This window comes from Streptococcus ictaluri 707-05, from assembly GCF_000188015.2.
Taxonomy (GTDB): Bacteria; Bacillota; Bacilli; order Lactobacillales; family Streptococcaceae; genus Streptococcus; species Streptococcus ictaluri.
The window spans coordinates 227,588-250,745 of sequence record NZ_AEUX02000006.1 but is presented as its reverse complement, the minus strand read 5'-3'; the positions used below and the strand labels follow the sequence as shown (position 1 = coordinate 250,745).

At 35.5% G+C, this 23,158-nt stretch carries 18 protein-coding genes and 10 pseudogenes; 2 read left to right on the top strand and 26 right to left on the bottom strand.

Annotation, left to right across the window (positions count from 1 at the left end; translation table 11 throughout):
- The first annotated feature begins 89 nt into the window (after positions 1 to 89).
- Positions 90 to 973 (top strand): annotated as a pseudogene (locus STRIC_RS06290) (LysR family transcriptional regulator).
- A gap of 42 nt (positions 974 to 1,015) precedes the next feature.
- Here STRIC_RS06290 and topA read toward each other — a convergent pair.
- From topA to STRIC_RS06235, 12 genes and pseudogenes are all read right to left on the bottom strand, one after another.
- A complete protein-coding gene (gene topA / locus STRIC_RS06285; protein ID WP_008089323.1) occupies positions 1,016 to 3,151 on the bottom strand; it encodes a type I DNA topoisomerase in 2,136 nt (711 codons plus the stop codon).
- Positions 3,152 to 3,252: 101 nt separating this feature from the next.
- Positions 3,253 to 4,095: pseudogene (dprA, locus tag STRIC_RS06280) on the bottom strand (DNA-processing protein DprA).
- A 72-nt stretch (positions 4,096 to 4,167) separates the two neighbouring features.
- A pseudogene (locus STRIC_RS06275) lies at positions 4,168 to 4,488 on the bottom strand (maltose acetyltransferase domain-containing protein); the annotation flags it as partial.
- 36 nt (positions 4,489 to 4,524) lie between these two features.
- Positions 4,525 to 5,301: a ribonuclease HII gene (locus STRIC_RS06270; RefSeq protein WP_008089191.1), complete on the bottom strand. Its 777-nt coding sequence runs from the start codon at positions 5,299 to 5,301 to the stop codon at positions 4,525 to 4,527.
- Positions 5,291 to 6,139 (bottom strand): ribosome biogenesis GTPase YlqF, encoded by an 849-nt coding sequence (gene ylqF / locus STRIC_RS06265; protein WP_008089429.1) that lies wholly within the window; start codon positions 6,137 to 6,139, stop codon positions 5,291 to 5,293. The genes STRIC_RS06270 and ylqF overlap by 11 nt, the downstream gene beginning before the upstream one ends.
- 92 nt (positions 6,140 to 6,231) lie before the next feature.
- Positions 6,232 to 7,569 (bottom strand): annotated as a pseudogene (locus STRIC_RS06260) (tyrosine-type recombinase/integrase).
- Positions 7,570 to 7,651: 82 nt separating this feature from the next.
- Positions 7,652 to 7,870, bottom strand: coding sequence for a hypothetical protein (locus tag STRIC_RS06255; RefSeq protein WP_040832102.1), 219 nt, complete (start codon positions 7,868 to 7,870; stop codon positions 7,652 to 7,654).
- A 269-nt stretch (positions 7,871 to 8,139) separates the two neighbouring features.
- Entirely contained in the window at positions 8,140 to 8,364 is a 225-nt protein-coding gene (locus STRIC_RS12445; protein WP_008089061.1) for a helix-turn-helix domain-containing protein, read from the bottom strand.
- A gap of 18 nt (positions 8,365 to 8,382) precedes the next feature.
- Positions 8,383 to 8,643 (bottom strand): annotated as a pseudogene (locus tag STRIC_RS12890) (ATP-binding cassette domain-containing protein); the annotation flags it as partial.
- A 14-nt stretch (positions 8,644 to 8,657) separates the two neighbouring features.
- A complete protein-coding gene (locus STRIC_RS12885) occupies positions 8,658 to 8,819 on the bottom strand; it encodes an ATP-binding cassette domain-containing protein (RefSeq protein ID WP_268741221.1) in 162 nt (53 codons plus the stop codon).
- A gap of 212 nt (positions 8,820 to 9,031) precedes the next feature.
- The gene (locus tag STRIC_RS06240; RefSeq protein ID WP_040832098.1) at positions 9,032 to 9,406 is read right to left on the bottom strand and encodes a hypothetical protein; all 375 of its coding nucleotides are present in this window, start codon (positions 9,404 to 9,406) and stop codon (positions 9,032 to 9,034) included.
- A complete protein-coding gene (locus STRIC_RS06235) occupies positions 9,394 to 10,461 on the bottom strand; it encodes an ABC transporter permease subunit (protein ID WP_268741220.1) in 1,068 nt (355 codons plus the stop codon). The genes STRIC_RS06240 and STRIC_RS06235 overlap by 13 nt, the downstream gene beginning before the upstream one ends.
- A gap of 85 nt (positions 10,462 to 10,546) precedes the next feature.
- Here STRIC_RS06235 and STRIC_RS06230 point away from each other — a divergent pair.
- Positions 10,547 to 11,411: pseudogene (locus tag STRIC_RS06230) on the top strand (IS982 family transposase).
- Here the strand turns inward: STRIC_RS06230 and STRIC_RS06225 are convergent.
- The 14 genes and pseudogenes from STRIC_RS06225 to STRIC_RS06165 form a co-directional block, all read right to left on the bottom strand.
- On the bottom strand, positions 11,408 to 12,082 hold the full coding sequence (locus tag STRIC_RS06225) for an ABC transporter permease family protein (protein WP_008089018.1): 675 nt from the start codon (positions 12,080 to 12,082) through the stop codon (positions 11,408 to 11,410). The pseudogene STRIC_RS06230 and the gene STRIC_RS06225 overlap by 4 nt on opposite strands.
- A 1-nt stretch (position 12,083) precedes the next feature.
- Entirely contained in the window at positions 12,084 to 12,359 is a 276-nt protein-coding gene (locus tag STRIC_RS12665; protein ID WP_008089459.1) for a hypothetical protein, read from the bottom strand.
- Between the two features lie 151 nt (positions 12,360 to 12,510).
- Positions 12,511 to 13,394: pseudogene (locus STRIC_RS12660) on the bottom strand (ABC transporter substrate-binding protein).
- Between the two features lie 367 nt (positions 13,395 to 13,761).
- Entirely contained in the window at positions 13,762 to 14,307 is a 546-nt protein-coding gene (locus tag STRIC_RS06215; protein WP_008088944.1) for a class I SAM-dependent methyltransferase, read from the bottom strand.
- Between the two features lie 134 nt (positions 14,308 to 14,441).
- Positions 14,442 to 16,310, bottom strand: a complete 1,869-nt coding sequence (locus STRIC_RS06210) for a bifunctional homocysteine S-methyltransferase/methylenetetrahydrofolate reductase (protein WP_008088859.1) — start codon at positions 16,308 to 16,310, stop codon at positions 14,442 to 14,444.
- 10 nt (positions 16,311 to 16,320) lie between these two features.
- A complete protein-coding gene (gene metE, locus STRIC_RS06205; RefSeq protein WP_008089116.1) occupies positions 16,321 to 18,570 on the bottom strand; it encodes a 5-methyltetrahydropteroyltriglutamate--homocysteine S-methyltransferase in 2,250 nt (749 codons plus the stop codon).
- Positions 18,571 to 18,929: 359 nt separating this feature from the next.
- Positions 18,930 to 19,782: pseudogene (locus tag STRIC_RS06200) on the bottom strand (IS982 family transposase).
- Positions 19,783 to 19,852: 70 nt separating this feature from the next.
- A complete protein-coding gene (locus STRIC_RS12880; RefSeq protein WP_008088967.1) occupies positions 19,853 to 19,984 on the bottom strand; it encodes a hypothetical protein in 132 nt (43 codons plus the stop codon).
- 43 nt (positions 19,985 to 20,027) lie between these two features.
- The gene (locus STRIC_RS06190) at positions 20,028 to 20,402 is read right to left on the bottom strand and encodes a DUF5945 family protein (RefSeq protein ID WP_008089291.1); all 375 of its coding nucleotides are present in this window, start codon (positions 20,400 to 20,402) and stop codon (positions 20,028 to 20,030) included.
- Entirely contained in the window at positions 20,399 to 20,629 is a 231-nt protein-coding gene (locus tag STRIC_RS06185; RefSeq protein WP_008089224.1) for a DUF5965 family protein, read from the bottom strand. The genes STRIC_RS06190 and STRIC_RS06185 overlap by 4 nt, the downstream gene beginning before the upstream one ends.
- A gap of 54 nt (positions 20,630 to 20,683) precedes the next feature.
- A pseudogene (locus tag STRIC_RS06180) lies at positions 20,684 to 21,769 on the bottom strand (DUF3991 domain-containing protein).
- 41 nt (positions 21,770 to 21,810) lie between these two features.
- Positions 21,811 to 22,448, bottom strand: a pseudogene (locus tag STRIC_RS06175) (peptidylprolyl isomerase).
- Positions 22,449 to 22,546: 98 nt separating this feature from the next.
- The gene (locus STRIC_RS06170; protein ID WP_008089026.1) at positions 22,547 to 22,846 is read right to left on the bottom strand and encodes a DUF5966 family protein; all 300 of its coding nucleotides are present in this window, start codon (positions 22,844 to 22,846) and stop codon (positions 22,547 to 22,549) included.
- Between the two features lie 9 nt (positions 22,847 to 22,855).
- Positions 22,856 to 23,101, bottom strand: a complete 246-nt coding sequence (locus STRIC_RS06165; protein WP_008089012.1) for a DUF5962 family protein — start codon at positions 23,099 to 23,101, stop codon at positions 22,856 to 22,858.
- Positions 23,102 to 23,158: the final 57 nt, after the last annotated feature.

Below are 23,158 nucleotides of genomic sequence, written 5' to 3'. Positions count from 1 at the left end.
TAGTTTATCAAGGGTAACTGGATAAGAAGGATTTCAAGGGGAAAAAATCGCAAATGTGTTATGCTAAAGGGGACAGAAAAGGAAATCTTATGGATATTAGACAATTAACTTATTTTATTGCAGTAGCTGAAACTAAAAACTACTCTCGAGCAGCAAAAAGTCTCTTCGTTACCCAGCCTACCTTATCTCAGACCATCAAAAAACTGGAAGTCGAATTAAACACGCTTTTATTTAAACAGAGTGGGCGCCAGATTCTTCTGACCGAAGCTGGAGAGATTCTTTATGAAAAAGGGCAAGTTTTGGTAGATGATTTTAATCAAATCGTCAGTGATATCCAACAACTCAACCAAGAGAAAAAAGAGATTATCAGAGTAGGTTTGACCTCGCTATTTGCCATCCAATTTATGAAGCAGATTTCGACCTTTATGGCAACTCATTCTAATGTTGAGGTATCACTTATTCAAGATGGGTCACGTAAACTTCAAGAATTACTATCACAAGGAGAAATTGATATTGGCTTATTATCTTTTCCGAGCATTCGAAAAGACATAACGATTGAACCGCTTCAAACTTCTACTCAGGGTTATAAAGTTAGCATTGTATTACCTAAGAGTCACCAGCTGGCTAAGCAGCCGTTCCTTAAATTAAGTGATTTAAAGGGCTTTAAAATTGCCTCTTTGAATGATCACTATATGCTTGGTGAAATGCTGCCTAGAAAATGTCGTGCACTTGGTTTTGAACCAGAAATAGTCTTTAAGCATAACGATTGGGAGGTTCTCCTTCATAGCCTGCATGATTTGATGGCTGTGACAATTTTACCTAGTGAATTTGAAACCTTAACACAAGTTAATGACTTGTGTGGCTCCCTTTACAAGATAAAAATGATTTTTACCCTATTGGTATTGCTTATCGAGATAAAACAACTTTTACTCCAGTTATTGAAGAATTCCTAAACCTTTTAAAAACAAATTAAAAAACGATAGTGGTACTTAGAGACCACTATCGTTTTGTGCTTTTATTTGACTTTTTCTTCTTTATAGTCGCAAGCTTCGTTGCTACAAACGACTTGTTTGCCACCGCCACGAACTTTCTTTTCAACAAGATAATCGCCTGATTTTGGACAGTTGCGTCCAACAGGAAGATCCCAAGAGGTAAAATCGCATTCAGGGTAACGGTCACAGCCGTAAAAGATACGGTTACGTTTTGTTTTTCGTTCAATAACCTGACCTTTTTGACAAGTTGGACAAGTCACACCAATTTCTTTTGTAATGGCTTTAGTATTACGACAATCTGGGAAGTTGCTACAAGCATAAAACTTGCCAAATCGTCCTAACTTAATAACCATAGGATGGCCACAAAGGTCACAATCAAATCCAGCAGGTTCATCTTTGATTTGAATTTTTTCAATTTCAGTTTCTGCTTTGGTTAATTCCTTAGCAAAAGGTTTGTAAAATTCATCAATGACCCTCTGCCACTCTTCTTCACCAATTTCAACCTGATCTAGCTTATCTTCCATAGCTGCTGTAAAGGTGACATCAACGATATCTGGGAAGAATTCCACAATCAACTTATTGACGATTTCTCCAAGCTCAGTAGGTTCAAATCGTTTGGCAGCTAATTTGACGTAATAGCGACGCTGAATAATATCTAGGGTTGGTGCATATGTGGAAGGTCTGCCGACACCATTTTCTTCTAAAGTTTTGATAAGGCTAGCCTCTGAGTAGCGGGCTGGCGGCTGTGTAAAGTGTTGTTCGGGTGTTGTCGATACTTTTTTAACACTTTCTCCTTCAGTCATTTCAGGAAGCATCTTGCTTTTATCAGCATCGTTATAGACGGCCATGTAACCATTGAACTTCATTTGGCTACCATTAGCGACAAAGAGGACACTGTTTTGTTCAAGGCTGACTTTAACGGTGTCAAAGACAGCAGCTGTCATTTGACTAGCGACAAAGCGATTCCAAATCAGTGTATAGAGTTTTAGCTGATCCTTATTAAGGTATTTTGCAATGGCTTCTGGTGTGTGATTAACACTAGAGGGTCTGATTGCTTCGTGGGCATCTTGGGCACTACTAGTATTTTTAACACGGTTACCATGTTTGGAATAATTTTCTCCGAATTGGTTTGTAATGTATTGGGCTGCATCATTTTGAGCAACGGGACTAATACGTGTCGAATCGGTACGCATATAGGTAATCAGACCTTGAGTGCCGTTTGGACCAAGATTAATACCCTCATATAGTTGTTGGGTAACCATCATTGTTTTGCGTGTTCTGAAATTAATTTTATTAGCCGCATCTTGTTGTAAGGAAGAGGTTGTGTATGGTAGCGGAGCGTTTCGACGGCGTTCCTTTTTCTCGACATTGGTAACATCAAAGTCTTCACTTGTAATTTTGGAAAGAACTTCTTTAACGTCTTCATTACTTTCCAATTTCTTTTTCTTACCATCTATCCCATAAAAACTAGCTTGAAATTTCTTAGTCCCCTTCTTGAAGAGGCCGTCGATAGACCAATATTCTTCTGGAACAAAGGATTTAATCTCATTTTCACGGTCAATGATTAGCTTTAAAGCTACAGACTGCACTCGACCTGCTGATAATCCCTTTTTAACTTTTTTCCAAAGAATAGGTGAGATGGAATAGCCCACAATACGGTCTAAAACACGACGAGCTTGTTGAGAATCCACTAAATTCATATCGATTTTTCGGGGTTCAACAAAGGCATTTTTGACAGCATCTTTCGTGATCTCATTGAAAATAACACGATTATTATTATTTTCGTCAAGCCCTAATATATGGGAAAGATGCCAAGATATGGCCTCTCCTTCGCGGTCCGGGTCACTTGCTAGGTAAACTTTTTTGGCTTGCTTAGCTTCTTTTTTTAATGAATTAATGAGAGGTCCCTTACCACGAATATTAATATATTCTGGCTGATAGTTATTATCAAAATCAATCGACATCGAGGATTTTTTTAAATCACGAATATGCCCGACTGATGCCACCACCTTATAATTACGACCAAGATATTTTTCAATCGTTTTGGCTTTAGCAGGCGATTCGACAATAACGAGATTCTTTTTCAGAGTACTAGTTTTTTTCTTTGTAGTAGACTTTTTAGTCCCTGTTTTTGGCTTTGTTGCGGTTTTTGTTACCAATTTGACACACTTCCTATAACAATAATGGTTAAAGCTTATAGAATAATATCCCATTTTTTCAGAACTGTCAATAAAAAAATATTATATAGGAAGAAACTTTATCATAATTGATAGTCAGAAAGGACTTCATAGCCTGATGTGATGCAGTTTGCACCTTCTTTAATTAATTGAAGACATCCTTGTGATTTACCATCAAGGATATTACCAGGAATGACAAAAATATCACGTCCTTCTTCCATTGCTAACTGGCAAGTAATAAGAGAGCCAGAGCGTTCTTTAGCTTCTGCAACAATAATACCTCGACTTAAGCCAGCAATAATCCGATTACGTTCAGGCAAATGATAGGCTAGTTCTTTTTCACCAGGACCATACTCACTTAAGACTAAGTGCTTTGTTGATAGATAGCTTTGTAGAGCCTGGTTTTCTTTGGGATAATAAAGATCCAAACCAGTTCCGATAATGGCGATGCTTTGTCCACCATTTATTAGAGAGGCTAGATGGGCACTAGTATCAATGCCTCTAGCTAAGCCGCTAACAATAACAAAGTGGTTATGCAGTTCTTTAATGATTTTAGAGACAGACTTAAGTCCGATATCACTGGCTTCTCTAGCTCCAACAACAGCGAGTTTGGGTTTTTCAAGTAATTGAAGATTTCCTTGATAAAACAATAAAACAGGCGGATTATAAATCTCTTTGAGGGCTTGGGGATAGTTGTCGTCTAAAATAGATAATGATGGGAATTGCTTAAATTCTTGTCGAATTTTCTTAATATCTAACTGTTTATAAGCCTCAACAAAAGCAATAGGGTCTTTGCAGCAGGAAGCGACAGCCATATTTCTAAGAGAAAGGGATTTTTGATGGTCCTTTTAATATTCTAAAATCTTAATAATATTTAAGTTAGTGAGTCCAGCTTTTTTGAGTTTATAAAGTTCAAATGCATTCATGTGTAACCTCCTTATCTTATTATTCGAAAGAGACAAAAGAAAAAGTTCCGTTAAACAGAACTTTTAAAGGTACAGGAATTGACAATTGGGGCCAATCATCGCATTCTTACCAATATGAATCTCACAAACATCCAGCATGGTCGTGTTGAAATTAGCGTAGAAATTCTCTCCTAAGTAGATATTACTGCCATAATCACAAACAAAATGAGGCTCCATGTAGATATCTTGTCCTGTTTGACCTAACCATTCTTTCAATATACTACTACGTTTTTTGGGTTCTAGTTCTCGATTGAAGTTAGCCATTTGCTTTCGTGCTACTTCTCTTTCTTGCCTTAAAACGGGATCACTAGCATCGTATAGGTGTCCAGCCAACATTTTTTCTAATTCCGTCATTTCTGTCTTCCTTTATCTCTTATGGAGTTCATTTGTTTAGTCTATCATGGACTTAATCGGTTCAAATGATCGTCTATGAATAGGGCTGATGCCTAGCTTTGTTAAAGCAGTTAGATGTTCTTTGGTACCATAGCCAGCATTTTTAGCAAAGCCATAACCTGGAAAAAGAGCATCATATTCAGTCATCAAGCGATCTCTGGTGACCTTGGCAACTATAGAAGCTGCTGCAATGGACAAGGAATTGGCATCTCCTTTGATAATAGATTGCTGAGGAATAGGGATGTCAAGTGTCATTGCATCAATGAGTAAATAATCGGCTTGTGTGATTTGGCCCTTTAAATCCTTTATGGCTGCAATCATAGCTAATTTAGTTGCTTCATAGATGTTGATGCGATCAATGCTTTGACTATCAACAATACCAAGTCCAATGGCTAAAGCTTCTTTTTGGATGGAATGATAGACTGTTTGGTGTTTTGATTTGGCTATTTTTTTGGAATCATTGAGGTATCTAATTTTGCAGTTTTTTGGAAGAACAACACAGACTGCAACTACTGGACCCGCTAAAGGGCCACGTCCTACCTCATCAATACCAGCAATTGCTTTAAATCCTTGTTTATAAAGCTCTCTTTCATAAATTAGCATGCCTTCAAGCCGTAGGTCTTCATCAACTTGTGCTTGAATAGCTTTTTGACGAGCTTTTAGAGCTTTTTGGACACCTATTCGAGAATCACTTGCCAAGGTATCAAAAAGTGGGTCAGAAAGGCTAGAAATGCCCTTTAAAAGCTTTTTAACCTCTGCGATACTAGTCGTCATCAAGGTCACCTACCTGGTCCAAGGTATATTGGCCAAGCTTACCATCTCGCACGTCTTTGACAAATAACTGGTAAAAGCGACCATAATCATCTTTAAATCCAAGTTTTCGAGTCATATCCATAATAATTTGAGGAGCCTCGTCTTCCAGATTAATCCCTTTAAAACGCTCAACCAATCGTGACGGATAGTTAGCTTTAAAGTAATTCAAACCAAAAATGGTGACTTCATCCATTGGTAGCAATTGATCTTTGATAGCACCTGTTAAAGCTAATTTCAAACCAACTAGTTCATCTTCAAATTTAGGCCATAAAATTCCCGGTGTGTCTAAAATTTCTAAAACTTTATTTGATTTTAGCCATTGTTGCCCTTTCGTTACGCCTGGTTTATTACCAACTACTGCAATTTTTTTACCCGCTAAACGATTCATCAGAGTTGATTTCCCTGCATTTGGGATACCTATAATCATAGTTCTTAAGGTTTCCTTTTGGATACCTCGCTCACGTAAACGATCTAGTTTATCTGACATGAGACTTTGAGCTGCTTCGGTCACTTTTTTGACAGTGGCTTGTTCCTTAGAATTAATTGCTAAGGTTTTTATACCTTGTGCTTCAAAGTACTTTTTCCATTCCTTTGTACGTGCATTATCAGCTAAATCAACCTTATTTAAAATCATCAGTTTAGGCTTGTCCCCTACAATTTTAGTCAGCATAGGATTTTGGCTTGATAGAGGCAAGCGGGCATCTACTAAAATGGTTACAAAATCGACGTGTTTGATATTTTCTTGTACTTGTCTTCTGGCTTTGGACATATGCCCAGGAAACCATTGAATAATAGCCATAGTGAAAATTTCCTTTCGTATCAAGGGTTTGACAAGTTAAAACCAGTATAAACACGATCAGGTCACCAAATAGTCACCAAATTAGCCTGTTTTTACCAAATCATTTCATACCCAATAATTTTTTGCTTACCTTCTCGTATGCATATTATCTCAAAATTAGAATGATACTTTCTCATATCTTTCAGCAATTTCGGGATAATATTGACATTGATATGCCTCGGAAGATAGCTTACTTTTATTCCGATTATATTTCGGAATTCTTCCAAATTTAAATTTAATCGTCTTCTGTCATAGTGTTTTTCGACCCAATTATTTAGCGGGCTAGAATACTTACAAGACCAAGTTTTTAAAGAAGAGAAAGAAAATTGATTTTTTTCAATAAAGTTATTTAGTGCATAAACGAATGAGGAGTTACATGTTTTGTCCACTTAAAACCATAATTTTTCTCACAGGTATTAACTAATTCTTTCTCTACTCTAGCCAGAACCTCTCGAAAGGAGTGTGAAGTAATAGGCGATCCATATTCTGTTCTGAAAATACTTTCTGAATAAGTGAAGTTAGGATTTGGATTTTCTTCCATATATTGATTGAATTCTTTACTCCTTTTCAAATGGCGTCACAGGCAACTTTTGGTAAAGCAACATCTCTATCTGAATTTATTGTTTTTGTGCTATCAAAATAAAAATCTTCAACCTTTAAGTCATGATACTGAAGTGATTTATCTATTCTCACAACACCTGTCTTTGGATTAAAATCTTCTCTAGTGAAAGCAGCCTCACCAATCCTCAATCCTGAACAAAGTAGCACAATTGCTAAATCATAGTAGTTTGGATTTCGTCTTCGACTTAGTGTTTCAAAAAAAGCACTCAATTCGTGAATCTCTAAAAATTTTGCTTCGCGTTTTTTTTCAAAGAGGCCTCTATCTTTATAACAGACATAGGTGAGTAGGGAATAATATTATACATTATGCCATGATTAAATATCTTATTACAGGTACTTTTAATATGAATCAATGTGGACTGAGAAGCATCATATTTCTCTGCATAACTAGCCAAACATTTTTTCATCAGTAATGGTGTAATACTTTCTAATAAAAAATCATCCCCAATTATTTCACCTAATCTCTTTATCACAAAAGCTTCTCTTTTGGCTGTTTGTGGCTTAACTGAAACTGACCAAGTCTCTAACCAGTCTTGCTTTAGTTGCCCAAAGGTTTTTATATTTCGAGGATTATATTGAAGTTCTATACCGTTACCAAGGTCTTTGATTTTTTCTAACAGTTTCCTTTCAGCTTCTTTTCGAGACCGAGAAGTATTTTTAGAATAAGTTACAGTAGCATTTTTCCACTTTCCTGTCAGTGGATCCTTGTATTTCTCAACTACCTCAAAATGAGTTTCTCCTTTTTTATTTTTTCGTGTCCTATAATACATAATGTCGTCCTCTCTTTAATAAAATAAAATCGAGACTATATTCATAGAATAACTGACAATGCTTATTATACCATGATTCTCTTTATTTTACCGCCTTTTGTTTCCATCTTACATACTCTTCAAATCCTTCTAAATTAATAAAAACTAACTTATGAGTAGGATTAATTACATATTCCCTAAAATGTTTATGATCTCGCATTTCACATAACCAACGATTTAGCCCTTCCCATCTCTTTAATATCGACTTCTTATCTGCCCATTCAGCTATACTATTTTCAACAGATACATATTTAATTTTCATACTCGTTTCTCTCTTTTTATTTAATCATCCTCCGTGGGTATGATTGGTTAAATCAATCATGGGTATCTCTCCCGCTGTCCTTTATCGTTGGCAGCCTGAACGTTCAGAAGTATCATTATCCTTATTTATAATTATCGCAGATAGATAACCACTCTATTTTATAGCAGATATTAGTCGCTCCTATCATTGCGTATCTTACTAAATTGCTCCATAAATAAGAAAGTCCCACCTAGGTTTATTCAATTGTCAATGAACAAATCAAGGAGAGACTATTTTATTTTTTTGTTAATTTGATTAGGGCAATCCGTTAGTCCTAAAATATAATCTGTACTAACATTATAGAGTATAGAGAGTTTTACAAGAATTTCTGCTGTTAAAGAAACTTCACCTCTCTCAATTTTAGCATAATTGGTATGAGAAAAGGAAAGCAAATCAGCAACACTTTTTTGAGTTAAATCATGATCTTCCCTCAAATATCTTATACGTTGGTACATATAGCTTTCTCCTAAGATTAAAATAGGTGAATTACTTAGTAATGCTAGTGCAAGACAAACTCTTTGATACTCTCCACCACTAAGATTTGCTACAGACTGTGCCTTGATACTCAATGGTAAATGACACACATTCAGAACTTGGTTAATCCATTCTTGATGCAATAAATCACTATAATTATTTCCGTTATAAGCTTCCGAAGTTTGAATTAGTAAAGATTCAACACTTTTAACAGAATCTAAGGATTCTTGACCAAATTGTGGAATAAGTTGAATTTGTTTGTACCAATCTTTTTCTAAAAATGAGTTTTTATTTCTTTTCTTAAAAAAATTTTTCCTCGATCAGCTTTTTCTAACCCTAGAATAATTTTTGAAAGAGTAGATTTTCCAGAACCGTTTTCTCCTACAATTCCAAGCCACTCTCTCTCTTTAAGTTCCATATTGAACTTGTTTAACACAACTTTATCTTTATAGTTTTTACAAATCCCTTCCAGAGTTAAGATATTATAATTCAAAATATGAAATCAGCTCCTTTGTATAGTCATCTTCTGGTTGCTTAATAATATTTTTTATCAAACCTCTTTCAACAATCTTTCCTGTTCTAAGAATTGCTAAATGAGTACCAAATTGATAAGCAAGTTCAAGATCATGTGTTATAAATAAAATGGTTTCAACATCGGAAAATCCTACTTCTGATAAACTCTTCCGTATTAAGTTTTCTCTTTCTTTTTTTTGATAACTTAAAACGAGATTTCAACAGATGATGCGCTTGCTTTCCTACAGACCAGTATAATTGAAGATTATCGCTCGCATTCTGTAGGATTAAATCAGATTGTCGTGAAAAATTTTCAACCACCCCGGTAATTTTAAATTCGTTATCTTGAATGCCTAAAATAGACTTTGCAAGTAAACTTTTTCCACCACCACCACTTTCTCCTACTAGACAATAAAAACTACCTTTAGGTATAGTAAATTTAGGAATATCTAAATAAATATGATCTTTCAACATTAATTTCAGGTTTTTTATTGTAATTAAAGTCGCCATATTTCTGCTACCTTCTTTCCTAAAAAATTAGTTGATAGAACCACGATAGATAGCACAATACCAGGGAAAATAAAAATCCAAGGTGCGTCAAAAAAATATGACCTACCATCATAAAGAATAGTTCCTAACTCAGGACTTGGTGGCTGTATACCTATTCCAATAAAAGATAAGCCTGAAATACTAAGAATTATTTTTCCAATATCTGTTAAGAACAGTGAAATTAATCTTAAACCAATATTGGGTAAAATATGATAAGTTAGAACTTTTAGAGGGGATAAACCTCGCATAGGTGCTAAAACAATAAAATACTTTATTTTAATGTCTATTACTAAATTACGAATATATCGTATATACTTTCCTGACCAACTAAGTATCAGTGACAATAATACAGTTCCAATAGAGTTAGAAAACAAACCAACAAAAACCAAGGCTAATATCATTGAGGGTATGCATGATATGATATCGGTAAAAAATGTAATAACAGAATCTAGTTTCCCTTTAAAATAACCAGCTAAAACTCCTAAAAAAATACTAATCAAAATCACAAGAAATAAACTAATAAAACCAAGAGATAATGACTGTAATGTTCCAATAATGATACGGCTAAATAAATCACGCCCTAAGTAATCTGTACCAAATAAATAGTGACTATTTGGTGCAAGTAAGCTTTTAGCTTTATCAATATAATTGGGATTCTTAAAATAATGTAATGATATTAGTGCAAGAACCAAGAAAAAACTAAGCATGAAAAAGAATTTATTTTTATTTTTTTCTTCATAGTTCTCCTCCTTCACTAAAGCAAAACGATTATCTATCAAATATAAGAAAACATCTAATAAATAATAAGCAATAAAAGTTAAACAAGCTATGAAAAGAGAAGTAATTTCGATGACAGGGTAGTCTCGTGAAAGTATCGATTCTAATAGAAGTTGCCCTAACCCGTAAATACTAAAAATATTTTCTACTAGTAGAATTATTCCAAATAGATGAACAAATGATTGCACCCAAAAAGTTATTAATGCAGGCAAAATTTCTCTTGTTTGATATAACCAAATATAAATTTAACCCGTGGTGCTAGTTAATCTCAAAATACAATAAAAAGCCCAAAAGGACTATACTGTAAGTGCCTACACAGTCCAAATGAGCCACTTACAGTATACAGCTAAATCCCATCACTTACAATGGAATATGCGTCAATTATCAAAAATTTGTTCTCAGTTTTATCAGGATTATTGTCCGGAAGACTTCAAACACCGTCGTAACGTCTGTCTGTCCAAAGTTTCCAGACCAATCTCTTCTAGTTTTACTGCTATTACAAGCTGAACTAGGTATTAAATCACAACGTCACTTTTATAGGATTTGTCAGCTATTTCCCTGCGGTACATTACTAGAAAGAAGTCGCTTTAATAGGCGTGCAAGACAGTTGATTTGGCTGGTTCAAGTGATTCGTCAGGCAATGAACACTCAAATTTCTCCCAATACGATTGTTATTATAGACAGCTTTCCTTTGCCACTTTGTCAATCTATTCGTAACCACAGGGTCAGACTTTTCAATGGGATAGCTAAGATTGGTTACACCGCCACTAAACATATGTGGTTTGACGGTTTTAAGGTTCACATGCTAGTGACCTTATCAGGCTACATTCTGAATTATGTTGTCAGCCCAGCCTCTGTTCATGATATTAAGGCAGTTTACGAGTTGCTAGAAAGGTGTGAACAATCCGTCATTTTAGCAGATTTAGGTTACCTTAACCGTGAGCTGAAATATGAGTTGAAGCACAATGGCTATCACCTCTGGACTCCCTTGCGTCAGAATATGGAAGGGGCTAAACAGCATAATCATTGGAAACTAAAGGCTATGAGACGAACCATCGAGACTAGATTTTCAGAACTTTGTTCCCTTTTTGATATGGAACGAACACTGGATAGGGGCATGACAGGGCTGCAATTGAGGATTGAACAAATCATACTAGCTTACAATTTGAGATATTTTGAAATTAACTAGCACCATGGGTAAATTTTCTTAATTTTACGATATTTAGCGATTTTTATACGGTTACTAGCATTTTTCTCATGATAAAGATCTGCACTCACTTTGATAAGATATATACCTTCTGAAAGGAATAATGATAAGACAGGTAACACAATATGTTTACTTGTTTGACTTCCTACAAATGGAAAAAGTGGCCACGTTATACCTAAAAGATAGATTAATAACAACGAAGAGAAATAAACAGGCATAGAAAGTAAAACTGCTAAAAAGCCAGTATAGTTTATATAAAGCCATTCTCTTTTTAAACTTCCTAATAAATGACCCAAAAACAAAGAACCTAATACTTCTACAAAAAAAGTAGGTAAAATTAAATTTAAAGAGACACATAATCTATTAAGGAACAAATGAGAAACTGGTACCTCATGAATAAAAGAAACTCCAAAATCACCTTTTAAGCATTTTGTTAACCATTGAAAATACGAATATAAGAAATTATTTTCAATTCCGAGTTGACTTCTCACTTTTAAAAGATTATTAGCTGATGCATTTTCAATACCATGACGTCTTAGAAATCCTAATGTAGGATCACCTAGAGATAATCTTAAGAGAGCATGTAGTATTAGTGAAAAAACAAGAAGACTAATTATAAGCCTAATTGTTTTTCCTAAAAAATATTTCTTCATATCATTTTACTTTTAAGGTAGCATAATCTATAGGTCCATCTGAAAATCCTGAGTAATTGAACTCTTTAATTTTATTTGAAGTGATGAATGTTTCCGAACGGTAATCAATAGGAATAGCTAAGCTTTCAGAAGCAAAGTGCTTAAAAATATTATCAAATGCAGCTTGTTGTTGTTCAGAATCAATTATAGTTTCATAATCTTTTAATTGCTGAGTTAACGTTGCATCATTTGCTAAAACTCCTGAACCATCCGCAGTATTCGCAAAAATAGATTGCATAAAGTTATAAGGTAAAAATGCATCTGTATAAGTACGATATAGAATTAAATCAAATTTTTTATTTTGCTATAAAATATCATAGTAGCTTTCTGTATCAACAATTGAAAGCTTGACACTAATTCCTACTTTCTTCAATTGGCTTTCAATGATTTCAGCTTTTTCTTTTTTTTCTTTCCAACTTGGGTATTCTGAAGTTAGAAAGAAAAAGGTTAAATTCAAGTTTTTCTCCATTTTTTTCATAAATTCCATCTTGATTTAGTTGATATCCTTTTCCTTCTAATAATTCCTTTGTTTTATTAGGATCATAAGATGGAACTGTTTGATTTTCTTCAGTAACAAATTGTACGCTTGGTTGAAATAAACCTTTTAAAGATTTATCAGAAAGTTCCTTTTTAACAATAGCTGATTCTATAGCTTGCCGTACGGATTTATCCAGTTTTGAATTACTTGGATTAAATCCTAGAAAATGGCTCATTGTACCATCAAAATCATATCTAGAAAACTTTTTTGATAGTTTATAAGCTTCTGTGTCGGAAATATCACTGAGTGTACCACCGATTATATCGACTTCTCCACTACGAAGTGCTAAGCTTCTAGCACTCGCATCAGGAATTGTTTTGAAACTTATGCGGTAATTAACTGGATGTTTCCGATTATATATGGGTTTGGTTTCATTTCTGTTGTTTCAGTACTTGATTTCGTAATAACAAAAGGACCGGACCCAATAGCAGCAATAAATTTACCTTTAACTTTTTCATCTTTGACAGCCGTAGTACTCATAATTCGTAAAGGTCTAGTCTGACACAATTCATTTAAAACTTGATTTACTGTCTGTGAAAAGTACAATTCTACCGTTGTATCATCAGGTGTCTCAATTTTTTCGAGGTATTTCAACGTTTGTAATGAACTATCTTCATTTTTTGCTTTAGCGCGTTCAATCGTAAATTTAACATCTTCGGATGTTAATTTACTTCCATCAGAAAACTTCAAACCATCTCTTAGATGGAATACATATTTTTTACCATCTTCTGAAATATGCCATTTTTCAGCTAAACCAGGTTTAAAATCCCCTTTTCATGATACTGAACAAGGGGCTCATAGACTGCACTGTACAATGCCATTGAAGCATCGTAACTTGTAGCATCCAATTTATCAGCTTTTCCCTGAGTTGATAAATTGGATGCTAATTTCTTTTTGTTTATTTACTGTTTCTTTTTTATTGGAACAAGCAACCAATGATGTTAATAACACCATGGAAGCTATAACTTTCATAGATTTCATTATTTAGCTCCTTTTCTTGCTTTAATAATATATGAATTTCTCAACGAAAGAATATAATCATCAACTGTTCGATAGAATGACCTATAGTTAGTTACATCATAACTACTATTAGTATCTTCTTTTATGAGTTTACTGAGAAACCGTGACTTAAAAAAGTATCAACAACTTCAGTCAAAGTCTTTACTTGCATCCTAGTAGAACCATACTGATCGATTTGTTCTTTCATATAGTCTAAACTTGGATTTTGACTCTGATCAGCAAATGAAGCATAGTATACCCCATTCGGAGAAAGACAGTCTGAAATTAAACTAATATGTTCCTCTAAGTCCTCAATTAAATAAAGGACAGATGTACTGATAACTGTATCGAACTTATAATCGAAAATATTAGGTGTTCCACTAACCTTATAAATTATTGGATAATCACCGACTCTCTCTTGGGCAGTTGCTATTGCATTTATAGCAATAGCAATACCTGCTCCCTTTTTAAAAGGTACATTATCATACAAAACCCGCAAAAATCCACCTTGGTTGCATCCAAAGTCTAGAACGTTACGGTTTTTTATGTCGTTACTATCTAATAAAGTAATAACATGCTTCCACGCAGTCTGATGGCTATCTTCCATTCCCTGATCACCACCATCACCATTCCACCAATTTTTATACATAAGCCCTCCTCAATTTGCTTAATTGGTTACATAACCAGTTAAGCAAATATATCACTATATTAACAAACTGTCAATAACAAAATATTTCAAATTTCTATAAATAGATAAAATAGAAAAATAGAACTATATATTGTTTATATAGCATTGGAGATAAGACTGTCACTGATTCTTTTTTGTTTCATTTTTTCGACATAGTTAATCAGTTCTACGGTTAAATCATATCTCATAAATGGTGTTATGAGGTAAATACCATTAAAATAGTTAAGAGCCTCATCAATAAGACGTTTACTTTCAGCTAAAGCAATGGCTTGACATTGTTCTTTGTCATCTTTAACGGCTTCTAGTGCTTGTAAAAATTCTTCAGATAAATCAATGCCACGGACCTCATTGTGTAAAAAGACGGCATTATTATAACTTGTTATAGGCATAATTCCAACAAAGAATGGCTGTTCATATGACTTGGTTAATTGGTATAATTCTGGAATCAGTTCAGCTTTAAAAATGGGTTGAGTCAAGAAATAATCAGCTCCGGCTTCAATTTTCTTTTCAATTAATCGTCCAGAACGAGACAAATTTTTGATATTAGGATTAAAGGCTGCACCGATTGTAAAATGGGTTGCTTTTTTGAGTGAGGTCCCACTATAACTCTGTCCCTTATTGAGGTCTTTTATTAATTCAATTAATTTGAAACTGTTAACATCATAAACACTTGTTGCTCCTGGAAAATCTCCCAATTTTGAAGGATCTCCTGTAATAGCAAGAATATGATTAATTCCTAAGATATCCATGCCTAATAATCTAGACTGCAAACCAATTAAATTATGATCTCGACAGGTCAGATGTAATAAGAAGGGTGTGTCAATTTCTTCTTTCATCATGGCTGCTAAACTTACATTACAAATGCGCGTTTTTGCCAAAGAATTGTCAGCTAAAGTGATCGCATCTAGACTTGTAGCATCTAAAGCTCTAATCCCTTTTTTAAAGCTTGAAATATCTAAGGTTTTAGGTGGGTCTAATTCAGCAATAACTGTAATATCTCGTTTGACTTTATCCACAAGACGTTCACCATCCTGATCTTCTGGTATAATCTCAGCACTAGAAACTATTGGCTTTATTTGTTTCTTGGTGATAGGTGATAAGCCACGTACGGCTCGTTTAACAGCTTTGATATGATCAGGTGTTGTCCCACAACAACCACCGATTAAACGTGCTCCCTCATTAACCATGGCAACTACCGATTGACCAAAATATTCTGCATTCGAAGAAAATTGATAATCGAATTCATCTCCGGTATCAAGCGCAAGCAAACTAGCATTAGGATAAACTGAGAGATAGGAATGAGCAAATAGTGGAACCTGCTTTAGTGATTGAATCATGTGATAAGGTCCCTGATGACAATTCAAGCCAATCAAATCTGCTCCCAATAAGACTAAGTGACTGAAAACTTCAGTAATGGATTGACCTCTTGCGGTTAATCCTACTTCTTGTAAAGAAATATTCGTAATGATAGGAAGATCAGTTAGAGGCCTAATTGCTTCTAGAACTGCAAATATTTCCTCGGTATCATAATAGGTTTCAAACAAAAGTCCATCTAACAATTGTGTTGAAAGTAGTACTTTGGTTTGTTCAACTGTCTCCGAAACTATTTCGTCTAAGGACAGGTCACACTGTCTAATCCCTCGTGAAGCACCAATTGTTCCCAAGACAAATATTTCTGAACCTGCCGCTTCTCTTGCTATACGGGCACCAGCAATGTTAATCTCTTCAAAATGATCTTCGAGGCCGTAACCCTTTAATTTATGGCGTTTAGCACCGTAAGTATTAGTCTGAATAATATCTGCACCGGCTTTAATATATGCCTTATGAATCGTTTTAATATCTTCAGGTTTCTGAAAGTTATAAGCTTCGTAGCAATTATCTAAACCATTTCTATACAACAGGGTTCCCATCGCACCATCAGCAATCAGAATACCTTCTTGTAATCTTTCTAAGAGTTTAGCCATAGCCCCTCCTTTAATGTGATGGGTCCACTTTTTGTCGAACTACTTTTGTCGCTTCAACTAAGACTTTCAACGCTTCAATAGTTTCTTTTTCACGTCGCGTTTTAAGTCCACAATCAGGGTTTACCCAAAGTTGCTCTAAAGACAACTGTCTGAGTGGACGTTCGATGTTTTCTATAACTTCTTCAAGAGATGGAACACGAGGAGAATGAATATCATAAACGCCTAAACCAATTCCTAAAGGATAGGTTGCTGTTGCAAAGGCTTTAATAATATCGCCATGACTTCTACTAGTTTCTATAGAAATAACATCAGCATCCAATTCGCGAATTGAATCAATGATTTCAGCAAAGTTTGAATAGCACATATGGGTATGAATTTGTGTCTCATCCTTGACAGAAGATGTGGCAATACGAAATGCAGAGACAGAATCATCTAGATAAGCTTTTTGTTTGCTCTTTCGCAATGGTAAACCTTCTCTAAGAGCAGCTTCATCAACTTGAATAATTGGAATACCTACTTCTTCTAACAATTGAATCTCATCTTTAATAGCAAGCGCAATCTGGTTGAAGAGTGCTTCACGACTAATATCAGTTCGCTCAAAAGACCAATTAGTAATCGTGATTGGACCAGTTAACATTCCTTTGACAGGTCTCTCTGTAAGACTTTGAGCATAAACCGTCTCTTTCAAAGTTAGAGGCTGAATATGTTGGACATCACCATAGATAATCGGTGGTTTTACAGCTCTAGAGCCGTAAGATTGCACCCAGCCATTGGACGTTGTTGCAAAACCAGCTAACTTTTGACCAAAAAATTCCACCATGTCGACACGCTCAAATTCACCATGAACGAGAACATCTATATCTAAGTCTTCCTGAATCTTAATCCAGCGACTAATTTCAGACTTAATAAAGCTATCATAATCTTGATCAGAAATGTCATGACGCTTCCATGCAAGCCTTTGACGTCTGACTTCTGGCGATTGAGGAAATGATCCAATCGTTGTCGTTGGTAAAATAGGAAGGTTCAGACGCTCTTGTTGGATAAGTGACCGTTTTTCATAAGGCAGATGTCTTTGTTTAGCAACTTTTTTAATATCCTCAAGAACAACATGGCGAAAATCTGCATTCTGCAAATCCTCAAAAGCTTTCACTCTGTCTGCAAAGGCTTGACTAATTTCATTTACGCCTATTTGATCCGCTAAAATACGTAATTCCCTTAATTTCTCATCTGCAAAAGCTAATCCATTTTTCAAGACTGGTTCTAAATGTGACTCATTTTTAGTTGTTACTGGAACATGTAGCAATGAACAAGAAGGTTGAATAACGATGTCGTCAACATTTTCTTTTATTTCTTCTATTAAATTCCTTGCATGATTTAAGTCTGTTCCCCAAACATTTCGACCATTAACAAGTCCTGCAAAAATAACTTTATTCTTAAAATAGCCATTTTTTATTGCTTGAAGATTGTCATCTAAACCATGGATAAAATCTAAACCAAATGCGGCCACTGGTAATTCAGCGAGTATCTTGGCATCTCCTAAAGCCTCAAAATAAGTTTGAAAAATAAGTTTTGCCTCAGGAATTTCTTTAGCAAAATAAGCGTAAACAAGTTTGGCTGCTTCAAGAAAACTATGTCCTTCATCAGTCACAAAAATCGGTTCATCAACTTGAATATAAGTTGCACCTGCATCCACTAGATCTATAAAAATATCTTTATATAAAGGCAGCAAACTTTTAATAGCCGACGTATAATCCACAATGCCACTTGAAAGTGCTACAAATGTAATCGGACCTGTAATAACAGGTTTAGCTTTATCACCGATAATGTCTCTTGCTTCTTTATATAGATCTAAAAGTCGATTATGATTTAAACGTGGTTTATCTTTCCCCCATTCAGGAAGAAGATAATGATAATTGGTATTAAACCATTTTTTCATGGCAGATGCTATATGATCTTTATTTCCCCTAGCTAATGCAAAATATAAGTCTAAATCAAGACTTTCATCTTTAAAGCGATCAGGTATGATATTAAATTGAAATGACAAATCTAAAATATGGTCATAAAGAGAAAAATCACCAACAGGAATCAAATCAACACCCTGTTCATTTTGCTTGTTTAAAAATTCTAAGCGTAAAACTTTTGCTTGCGATAATAGACTTTCTTGATTATTAATATCACCATTCCAATAGGACTCTATTAGTTTTTTCCATTCACGATTTTCACCCAGTCTTGGATACCCTAAATTTGAAACATTTACCATATAAGCCTCCTTGTTGGTTATATATATTAACTATAACCTGTTTCTTTGAAAACAATTTTACAACAAATATATAGAGTGATTCAATAGGGTTTGTTATATTATTTATTTATCCCAGGGTATAGTTTTAAACTATTTAGTTAATCTAATATATTATTTAATAACTATTTTATTGATTTTATAATTTACTCGTTTTCTTAAACTGCTCAATTCGTTTTTCGAGTTGCTCAGTGTTCAGTTTATTCTTAGCTTCAGTAATTGTTTCATCTTAAGGTAACTTCCTTTAGTGTAGTTGCAGGAGCTTTTTCTACTTCCTTACTCGTCTGACTTGTTGAATCAAATACAACATCTAACCCATGGTGCTAGTTAATTTCAAAATATCTCAAATTGTAAGCTAGTATGATTTGTTCAATCCTCAATTGCAGCCCTGTCATGCCCCTATCTAGTGTTCGTTCCATATCAAAAAGGGAACAAAGTTCTGAAAATCTAGTCTCAATGGTTCGTCTCATAGCCATTAGTTTCCAATGATTATGCTGTTTAGCCCCTTCCATATTTTGACGCAAGGGAGTCCAGAGGTGATAGCCACTTTGCTTCAACTCATCTTTCAGCTCACGGTTAAGGTAACCTAAGTCTGCTAAAATGACGGATTGTTCACACCTTTCTAGCAACTCGTAAACTGCCTTAATATCATGAACAGAGGCTGGGCTGACAACATAATTCAGAATGTAGCCTGATAAGGTCACTAGCATGTGAACCTTAAAACCGTAAAACCACATATGTTTAGAGGCGGTGTAACCAATATTAGCTATCCCATTGAAAAGTCTGACCCTGTGGTTACGAATAGATTGACAAAGTGCTGTCTATAATAACAATGGTATTGGGAGAAATTTGAGTGTTCATTGCCTGACGAATCACTTGAACCAGCCAAATCAACTGTCTTGCACGCCTATTAAAGCGACTTCTTTCTAGTAATGTACCGCAGGGAAATAGCTGACAAATCCTATAAAAGTGACGTTGTGATTTAATACTTAGTTCAGCTTGTAATAGCAGTAAAACTAGAAGAGATTGGTCTGAAACTTTGGACAGACAGACGTTACGACGGTGTTTGAAGTCTTCCGGACAATAATCCTGATAAAACTGAGAACAAATTTTTGATAATTGGCGCATATTCCATTGTAAGTGATGGGATTTAGCTGTATACTGTAAGTGGCTCATTTGGACTAACCTCCTGTTTGTGTAGGCACTTACAGTATAGTCCTTTTGGGCTTTTTATTGTATTTTGAGATTAACTAGCACCACGGGTAACATCTAGTAATTGATTAACTTTATTTAAATCATACTCAGACATTCCTGACAAACGGTGAATGAGACGTTTAAAACTATCCTGATTCTGAGTTTTCTTTTGAAATAATCGCATGTTTTCCTCCCTATAAAAAGCAGCCCAATCGGACTGCTCTTGCTTAGAGTTCATCAATAGCTACTGAAATAGCCTGTAATTTCTTGTTCTGTTTATTTTTCTCATCAATCAATTGATGCATCTCCTCAATTTGTGCAATATCTTCTTTGTTCTGAGCCATTACATCCGCCAAATGTTTCTTGTAATCCTTTGTTATGGTTGAAGGAACTGCTTGTGTCACCTCTTCTTTGGGAAGTGCTGGTGCAGGCTTTTCTTTCGCTTTTTCTTGCTCCATCTCAAAAGCTGAAACATAATCCACTTCCTCAGCTGCTGTCGTTCCCTTTTGACCAAAAAGTGCCGCAATTTTCGCACGTTCATCACTGGAAGAAGCTCCTTGTTTTCCATCCAAAGGTTCCTTATACTGCCAATCTGTTGTCATTGATGTTCCTCATTTCTATTGTCTAAATCTACTTGGTATTCTTCTTTCCCGAAGGCTTGTTCCAAAGCCTCATCAAAGCTAAGATGACTTGTTTTCTGCCGTTTGATAAAGGTGCTAAACATGGCCGATTGTAACTGCTCTCGGTAAGAGTCAAGTCTTTCCGTTTCTTTAGCTACCTTTTCTTCCTGCCTAGCCACTCGATCAGCTAGGTGCTCAATCACACTCATAGGGGCTTCCTCCTTATCATCTTCTAGCTTATGATAGCTGGCTTGATTTTTGTATCACAAGTCAAAAACTGGAGTTTCCCTCGGTGGGGCATGACTCTGTGATATTTGCTTCTTTGCAGTATCTATCACTTCTCTAAGTGATGGTTCTCCTTGTTTCTTAACCCAATCATTCCAATCTACCTTAGTCTTTAAACCTTGTAAAAGTGGTAAATCTTGCTCAATAGGAAAACCTCTCTCAAGGAGTTTGTCGCAAAATCCCTGCCCTGCTTCATCATTATCGACTGCTAATGTAAGCACCCCTTCGTGTGTCTGTAAATAAGTTGTGGTATCTCTTATTGCTGACAAATAGTGGTTTAAGTGATTTGGGCTGAGAGTATCCAAAAAATCAAGTTTTTCCTGCTCTTCTGCCACTAAGCGTAGGGTTTGATAGGCGATAACCGACTGTTTCAATCCTTCCATGGAAACAAGGCGGGCATCTGCTAATTCTTTCTGGTGTAGTTGATAGTAACTCATTGTATCAATCACAGATTCACAGAAGATTAAGCGGTTTGGTTTTCCAATATCAAAACTCATGCCAATATAGCCATGAGACCCTCTAGCAATCTTCTTCAAATAACCTCGTTCATGTCAGGTATCCTTCGTCAAACCTTGTAAACTCGCTCCCTGTAATTTTCCCCTACGGTCATAGGACTTAAAAACCAAAACAGGTTCTCGTGTCGATTTAGTCTCATAGGTAGCTTGTGCAAGTAAACCTTGTCGGCCAAAGGCATTGATGGTATCATCACTTAGTCCTCTTACTTGGTTTAAATAGGTTCTGGCTAGATCAAACGAACTTTCTCTTAACTCATATCGAAAAGTTTGATAGGCTATTTCTGTTGCTTTAGCTTGATCGAAATTACCGGTTTTCAGATAAGTTATGGCTTCTTTAAAAGAAACACCTGTAAGGACTTGCACCAGGTCGATCACATCTCCCTGTCGGTCTTGTGAAAACCACTTAAAGGTATTCGTATCCGCAAAAATACGAAAGGAATCATGATCTGGATGTTCATAGACCTGCCCAGATACGCTTTTAAAAGCATAGCCTAGACTAGCTGCCACATCTAAAATTGCCACTTGTTTTAGGTCTGAAATAGCTGTCATCTTCGTTCTCCTCATTCAAAAAGCAGAAGGTAACCCTCCTGCTAGTTACTGCTGATCGTTGTGGAACTATTAATCTCAGGAATGGCTGAGTTAGTCACATCGTTGTTCTCCTTTAGCTCATCTAGCTTGCCATTCCAAATGGTCAGCTGATTGACAAGGAGTTTGTCTGACAATTTAGCGTAAGACAATTTCACTGTTTTGGTCTCAGTCTGAGTCACATGCTGTGCCTTATCACTCAGGTCTGACACATAAACCACCTGATAAGAGACTTCCGCAAGAGCTTCATTGGTTTCCTTATTAACAAAGATAGCAGCTGCCTCAAAACGATAATCTAGCATGTAGTCCTTATAAACCTGATTGAGGGATTCGCCTTGACGAGTCTCTTCTTCAGAATATGCTGAATCTGTCATGTAAGGCTTAATGCGAGAGTTATTCTCCCCAAGTTTGTCCTTAGTAAAATACTGGGTCAAAAATTCCTTAACCTGAGTATCCGATAAAACCTTTGCCTTCGTCTTTTCCTGCTCTTGAGTCACTAACTTCCTAGCTTCTGTCTTAATCTGTCGGTCATTATGCTTGGTCACTGAATGTGATCCTATGGAATACCCATCATCAAGATAAACCCTGTGACAACGGCTCCTCCAAGTCCGATTAAGAACCTCGCCTTAACTTTATTAAGCATGTTCCACTCTCCATTTTCATTAAGATAGACCCATCATAACAAGAATGACTTGGAAGTTTTATCACAAAAAAGGGCTACCGTTTTGGTAACCCTATCACTTACACTATTCTGTTCTTTACAATCTTACTTATGCTGACAAATAAAATAAAGCAATTAAAGACTATAAAGAAGCCTGAAAAACTCCAAATGCCATTGGCCACTAAGTCTTTGCTGTATAGGTATCGCTCTGTGAAAAAGAGGTAAATCCCATAGATTTCCACAAAGGCTAATCCTCCGATGACACCTATTAGAAATAATCCTGCAGTCACCCTTAATAATTTATAAAGAATGATAAAAATAGCTCCCAAGGCTACCATAAGAAAAAGTCCTTGTAATACCTGTTCCATGAGTTCTTGCATATCATCCTCCTAGTTTAATTGCTTTCGATAATACTTTGCTTGTTCCTCCTCAAGGTCTGGGAAATCATTTTCACGTGTGGTGATGATAAGATCTAACTGTCCTGTCAGCTCTCGCTTTGAAAAGCTATAATCAAAAGTTTCGTCCTCATACTCTTCTTTTAAGACTTGGTAGTTGGCTCTATCTTCAGGGCTAGTAAAACCTTGAGCCAGCCATTCTTCTAATTGATAACGCATATCTTCTACAGTTTGGGTCATGTGTTTTCTCCTTTAGTGATTTCTTGCTTTTAGATTACCGCGTTCAACTTTTTTTGT

What these genes read in the sequence shown, in the direction of transcription:
- STRIC_RS06270 (WP_008089191.1), bottom strand. Translation starts at nt 5,301, where the DNA reads ATGACGACTAGTATCGCAGAGGTTAAAAAGCTTTTAAAGGGCATTTCT.
- ylqF (WP_008089429.1), bottom strand. Translation starts at nt 6,139, where the DNA reads ATGGCTATTATTCAATGGTTTCCTGGGCATATGTCCAAAGCCAGAAGA.
- STRIC_RS06255 (WP_040832102.1), bottom strand. Translation starts at nt 7,870, where the DNA reads ATGAAAATTAAATATGTATCTGTTGAAAATAGTATAGCTGAATGGGCA.
- STRIC_RS12445 (WP_008089061.1), bottom strand. Translation starts at nt 8,364, where the DNA reads ATGTACCAACGTATAAGATATTTGAGGGAAGATCATGATTTAACTCAA.
- STRIC_RS06240 (WP_040832098.1), bottom strand. Translation starts at nt 9,406, where the DNA reads ATGGCGACTTTAATTACAATAAAAAACCTGAAATTAATGTTGAAAGAT.
- STRIC_RS06225 (WP_008089018.1), bottom strand. Translation starts at nt 12,082, where the DNA reads ATGAAGAAATATTTTTTAGGAAAAACAATTAGGCTTATAATTAGTCTT.
- STRIC_RS12665 (WP_008089459.1), bottom strand. Translation starts at nt 12,359, where the DNA reads ATGCAATCTATTTTTGCGAATACTGCGGATGGTTCAGGAGTTTTAGCA.
- STRIC_RS06215 (WP_008088944.1), bottom strand. Translation starts at nt 14,307, where the DNA reads ATGTATAAAAATTGGTGGAATGGTGATGGTGGTGATCAGGGAATGGAA.
- STRIC_RS06210 (WP_008088859.1), bottom strand. Translation starts at nt 16,310, where the DNA reads ATGGCTAAACTCTTAGAAAGATTACAAGAAGGTATTCTGATTGCTGAT.
- metE (WP_008089116.1), bottom strand. Translation starts at nt 18,570, where the DNA reads ATGGTAAATGTTTCAAATTTAGGGTATCCAAGACTGGGTGAAAATCGT.
- STRIC_RS12880 (WP_008088967.1), bottom strand. Translation starts at nt 19,984, where the DNA reads ATGCGATTATTTCAAAAGAAAACTCAGAATCAGGATAGTTTTAAACGT.
- STRIC_RS06190 (WP_008089291.1), bottom strand. Translation starts at nt 20,402, where the DNA reads ATGACAACAGATTGGCAGTATAAGGAACCTTTGGATGGAAAACAAGGA.
- STRIC_RS06185 (WP_008089224.1), bottom strand. Translation starts at nt 20,629, where the DNA reads ATGAGTGTGATTGAGCACCTAGCTGATCGAGTGGCTAGGCAGGAAGAA.
- STRIC_RS06170 (WP_008089026.1), bottom strand. Translation starts at nt 22,846, where the DNA reads ATGCAAGAACTCATGGAACAGGTATTACAAGGACTTTTTCTTATGGTA.
- STRIC_RS06165 (WP_008089012.1), bottom strand. Translation starts at nt 23,101, where the DNA reads ATGACCCAAACTGTAGAAGATATGCGTTATCAATTAGAAGAATGGCTG.